This window comes from Mycobacterium intermedium (genome assembly GCF_002086275.1).
Taxonomy (GTDB): Bacteria; Actinomycetota; Actinomycetes; order Mycobacteriales; family Mycobacteriaceae; genus Mycobacterium; species Mycobacterium intermedium.
In genome coordinates, this window is sequence record NZ_MVHT01000170.1 from 1 (window position 1) to 4,804 (window position 4,804).

A 4,804-nucleotide genomic window follows, 5' to 3' on the forward strand; every position below is an offset into this window, starting at 1 on the left:
CCCCCCATGGGGGCCACCCCCTCCCCCCGTTAAGGGCGTACCGCCGTTGGGTTCTGTGAAATTTTGTCTGTACGGTTCCCCAGAAATCGACCCCGAAGGCGAATCCGGGGCACCTGAGCAGCCAATTACGTTGCAAGACAACACGGTTGGCGAGACAGCCCGGTCGACGGAAACCGACACGAAAACGGCCGGGAACGGCGCCGGTCCAGTTGGTGGCCGTACGGGTTCCGTACGGGTTACACCGCAGCCGCGAGTGTGCCCAAAGTGCGGCGCACCGGTGTCCGGCCGGCGCAAATGGTGCTCGGAAGCATGCCGGCTACAGGCATACCGGAAGCGTCCTCAGCGGTGACGGGTACCCCGCAGCATGATCCTGCCGCCCGAACCGGCCTGATCATTAGGGACGGCTAACTGTCCCGGCCGCGACGGTTTGGCTTGCGTTCCTCGACCCGCCGTTGCGGCTGACTGCGCTCTTCGACTTTTCGGTGCCGCCTACTGCGCTCTTCAACTTTTCGTCGTTTGGCCTTCTCGGCCTCCGCTTTCCGGCGGCGCTCTCGCTCTATCTCTTCGGGCATATTCACGTTGTCCCAGTGGTCAGTCACGTTCGCTCCCTTCTCAGTACAGGGCTAGGGCGCTGAGAAGCAGCGCGATCTCGACGACAAGCAGGACGACTGCGCAGCGGAAGGCGTTTTGCCTGAGTTCGAGCATGGAATGGTTTGCTTCGGCGCCGCGGATCATTGCGTCGATCACGTACCGACGAATGTCCGCTTCGCTGTCGCCGTCGGCGATCCTGGTCATGATTTTGGACGCAGAAGGTGTGTAGCACCAGCCTTTAGCTGGCCAGGCGACGACCAGAACGCTGATGCCGAGCGCAACGACTACCAATAGGAGCACCAGGGCCACGCCGGGACAGAGCGCTGTCTCTGATTCCGAATTGGTGCTGATCAGTCCAACACCCGTCGAGAAGGACACGAACAGCGCGGTGGTAGCCAGCAGGTTGTTCGCCCGAGTTCGCGTATTCGCGAGGGTGGCGTCCTGCAACTTCAACCGGTCTTGCGCGGCCGCATAAGCCAACTCAAGACGCTTGTCGGAGGTTAACTCGTCAGACACTAGAACGCATGGTCTTCCGGGGCCGGTTCAGGGTCGCCGACCACTGGCATTGCGGCTGGACCCGGAGTCTCTTCGGCGGTCGCCCACCTCGTTGGGTTGATGTAGAGGGTCTTTCCGTCTGCCTTGCTGATCTTCAGGACGCCGCCAGCGGCGACTTCCAACCTGTCTCGGTCTCCGAATATGAGGGACGGTTCGTCTGATGTCATTCGCACCTTGATTGCCATGACGAACAGTGTCGCTCCAGCACCTGACACCTTCGCGTACCCCACCGCTGGCCGTTGACCCTCCGGTTGGCTGTCTCCAATACCAACGCGGTTGACATCGCGATCTGCGCTCCCGTCGACCCCCGGCGTTCAGTGGCAAGCCATCGCGTGAGCGATGGCGCGCCAGCCTTGATCCAACGGGACCGACTACTTTCGGACTACAAACGCGCATGACACGCCGAGTATCGTCATGGACACACCTGGACGATAGTTAATAGCCCAAGGTCGCGTATCTGGACTTACCCGGACTCTAGCAAACTCAATGCAGGTGTAACCTGCCGCCGAGCGGTCGTCAGTTCAATCCTGACAGGGGGCTCCGAGCTTCAAATATGACGTCGGCTGACGCTTGACGTTTTCTTTTCGGGTGATTCCTGACGGTGTTAGCGCCGGACCTTGGTAGGCGATCGCGGCAATACTTGCTCACAATGTAGAGCCGCAATGCAGCGCCGGCGGCGCTCAGAACCAGCTGTCGCGCATCTGCAACGTGGTCCGGTCCAGGCGCTCCAAAAGGTCGAGTTGGGGGCCGGTCTTCGGGAGTTCGTAGCCGTAGAAGTAGCGGGCGGCTTGACGCTTGCCGTCGTAGAAGTCACCATCGCGGCCCTGCGCTGCGAGCACCTGCTGCAGCCAGATCCACGCCACCACAATGTGCCCGAACGCCTCGAGATACAGCACGCTGTTGGCCAGCGCGGCGTCGATGTCACCTGAGCCGAACATCGCGGCGGTGACCGAGACCAGACGTTGCCACGCCGCGTTCAGCTGGGCTGCGTGTTCCGCACTCTGGTCGCCCAACCCGGTGGCCTCGGCCACCGTCTGGCCGATCGCTTCTCCCACCGCCGCGAGCCCCGCACCGCCGCGCATCGTCACCTTGCGCCCCAGCAAGTCGAGGCTCTGGATGCCGTGCGTGCCTTCGTGAATGGGGTTGAGCCGGTTGTCGCGATAGTGCTGTTCGACGTCGTACTCGCGGGTGTAGCCGTACCCGCCGTGCACCTGGATGGCGAGGCTGTTGGCTTCGAGGCACCACTGCGACGGCCAGCTCTTGCCAACGGGCGTCAGCATGTCGAGCAGCAGCGTGGCGCGCTCACGCTCGCCGTCGGACTCGGCACTGCGCTGAATATCGACCAGCCTTGCGCAGAACAACAGCAGCGCCATCCCACCTTCGACATATGCCTTCTGCGCCAACAGCATTCGCTTGATATCGGCGTGTTCAATGATCGGCACCTGCGGGGTCGACGGGTCCTTGGCCGTCACCGGACGGCCCTGCGGGCGCTCGCGCGCATACTTGACGGACTTGAGGTAGCCCGTGTAACCGAGCGCCACCGCACTCATCCCCACGCCGAGGCGCGCTTCGTTCATCATGGTGAACATGTAGGTGATGCCGCGGTGCGGCTCGCCGACGAGATAGCCGACGGCACCGGGCTTTCCGCCCGGCGTGTAGGTTCCTTCGCCCAGGTTGAGCACCGTGTTGGTGATCCCGCGCTGGCCCATCTTGTGATTCAGCCCGGCGAGTACCACGTCATTGCGTTCGCCGATCGACCCGTCGGAGTCGACCAGGTATTTCGGCACGATGAAGAGAGAGATGCCCTTCGTGCCGGCCGGTCCGCCGGGGATTTTCGCCAGCACCAGGTTGACGATGTTGTCGGTCAGCTCGTGCTCGGCCCCGGAGATCCACATCTTCGACCCGAACAGCCGGTACGTGCCGTCCTGCTGCGGCTCAGCGCGGGTGAGGATGTCGGCCAACGACGAACCCGCCTGGGTCTCGGACAGCGCCATCGTGCCGGAGAACCGCCCGGTGAGCATTGGCTTGAGGAACGCCTCCACCTGGTCGTCGCTGCCGAAATGCGCCAGGAGGTTGGCGTTGGCAATCGTCAGCATGAGGTAGCCGGAGGTGCTGACATTCGCCGCGTAGAACCAGGCGATGCCGGCCTGCGCGACCGAAATGGGCAACTGCGCGCCGCCCAGCCGGTCGTCCAGCGCCGTCGCGATCAGGTCCGCGTCGGCGAATGCATCCCATGCCTCCTTGACCTCGGGAATCAAGGTCACCTTCTCGCCGTCGAACGTCGGCTCGTTCGCGTCGTTTTTCTTGTTGTGCGGCGCGAAGTAGCGCGTCGCCAGCTGCTCGCACAGATCGAGCACCGCGTCGAACGTCTCGCGTGAGTGCTCGGTGAAGCGGTCCCGCTTCGTCAACTCGTCAACCCGTAACCACTCGAACAAGAGAAAATCCAGGTCGCGGCGCGACAACAACACGGATTTCATGAGTTTCCTTTACGCATTCGAAGCGACGGGTACCGCGCTTTCCGGTCGGTCATTCCATTGTGGAGGGAAGGCACCAGCGGCACCGCAATCAACCCGGCCGGAAAGCGTTGATGACGTTTTGTTGACCTGACTCACGTCCTGCAAATCACCACCGCGCTATTCCTCCAACCATGCGATGACCACGTCCCGTTTGTTGGGGTCCTGCGAGCCGACGTCGCGGCGCGTCCCGCCGCGGTACCACTCCGCATGCCAGATGGCGCCGGTGTGGAGGTAGCGAACCTTGATGGTGGTGTCGCCCTTGCTGTATTGCTGCAGGACGGACGACGACAAACTCAGTTCCCAGCCGCGTTCCAGTGCGATCCGGCCAATGATGTTTCGCAGAACCATCGTTGCGTCCGCTAGCCCATCCGCCGCTGATCGACGGACTGAAGTTGCCGCATTAGTGGGATGTACCTGACTCGATGCATCCGAAAAGGAAGGCACGCCGCAGGCGCCGGTAGGCCCGTGGCCGAGTTCATGGAATCTCTGCGAGCGATGCGACGGTCACGAGACGACTCCAGTTCCCTATCAGACGTGAGACTTAAAACCCGATGGTCAATAGGTACCCATTTGTGGTCCGGCCCCACACCTGCGCCTTTGGTGCACCTGCCGTGCATCGCAATGAAAGTGGCGGTGGCGAAGTACTGCACTGCGGCTCGTTCGAGGCTTGAACCATTCAGTCTGCCTGGCCGACACGGCTTTTCACGAGAAAAGGGTCAAACTGGCGCAAGAAGTCGAGGCGGTTCGGCGGCGTTTACAAAGCCGCCCCTTCAGCTAGTACACGTCGAAAGAATCAATGGCCGCGCTTCGGCCACCGCGCCGGCTACGCCAACCCGTCCAGACCGAACAACAGCCCCCCAGCCCCGGGAGTGCCACCCTTGCCCGGGGGCATGCCAGTCCCGCCCTTGCCGCCGTTACCGCCGTCGCCGAACAGGACGGCATCGCCGCCGGCCCCACCGGCGCCGCCGGCCCCGAACGCCTCCCCGCCGGCGCCGCCGCTACCGCCGTCGCCAAACACCCCCGCCTTGCCGCCCTCGCCGCCGGCTCCGCCGGTAGCGGTGCCGAACCCACCGTCTTCGCCAGAACGTCGGTGGTCAGGACCTCACATTCCTTCAGCAGGTTCGGATACTGCTTCTCGGAAT

Annotated in this window: 5 protein-coding genes and 1 pseudogene; all 6 read right to left on the reverse strand. The window is 63.0% G+C overall.

All coding sequences use genetic code 11. The annotated features are described in order from the left end of the window. Positions 1–612: 612 nt before the first annotated feature. Positions 613–1,107, reverse strand: a complete 495-nt coding sequence (locus tag BST27_RS29595) for a hypothetical protein (protein WP_069419762.1) — start codon at positions 1,105–1,107, stop codon at positions 613–615. Next, positions 1,107–1,331, reverse strand: coding sequence for a hypothetical protein (locus BST27_RS29600; protein WP_156789270.1), 225 nt, complete (start codon positions 1,329–1,331; stop codon positions 1,107–1,109). Before BST27_RS29600 ends, BST27_RS29595 begins: the two co-directional genes overlap by 1 nt. Before the next feature lie 495 nt (positions 1,332–1,826). After that, a complete protein-coding gene (locus tag BST27_RS29605; RefSeq protein ID WP_069419764.1) occupies positions 1,827–3,623 on the reverse strand; it encodes an acyl-CoA dehydrogenase in 1,797 nt (598 codons plus the stop codon). 156 nt (positions 3,624–3,779) lie between these two features. Continuing rightward, positions 3,780–4,010, reverse strand: coding sequence for a hypothetical protein (locus BST27_RS29610; protein WP_069419765.1), 231 nt, complete (start codon positions 4,008–4,010; stop codon positions 3,780–3,782). A gap of 475 nt (positions 4,011–4,485) precedes the next feature. Continuing rightward, positions 4,486–4,680 (reverse strand): hypothetical protein, encoded by a 195-nt coding sequence (locus BST27_RS29615; RefSeq protein ID WP_211285331.1) that lies wholly within the window; start codon positions 4,678–4,680, stop codon positions 4,486–4,488. Further along, positions 4,644–4,804 (reverse strand): annotated as a pseudogene (locus BST27_RS35160) (DUF3558 domain-containing protein); the annotation flags it as partial. The gene BST27_RS29615 and the pseudogene BST27_RS35160, both read right to left, overlap by 37 nt.

Excerpts from the sequence above, each read along its gene's own strand:
- BST27_RS29600 (WP_156789270.1), bottom strand. The coding sequence starts at position 1,331 with ATGGCAATCAAGGTGCGAATGACATCAGACGAACCGTCCCTCATATTC.
- BST27_RS29605 (WP_069419764.1), bottom strand. The coding sequence starts at position 3,623 with ATGAAATCCGTGTTGTTGTCGCGCCGCGACCTGGATTTTCTCTTGTTC.
- BST27_RS29610 (WP_069419765.1), bottom strand. The coding sequence starts at position 4,010 with ATGGTTCTGCGAAACATCATTGGCCGGATCGCACTGGAACGCGGCTGG.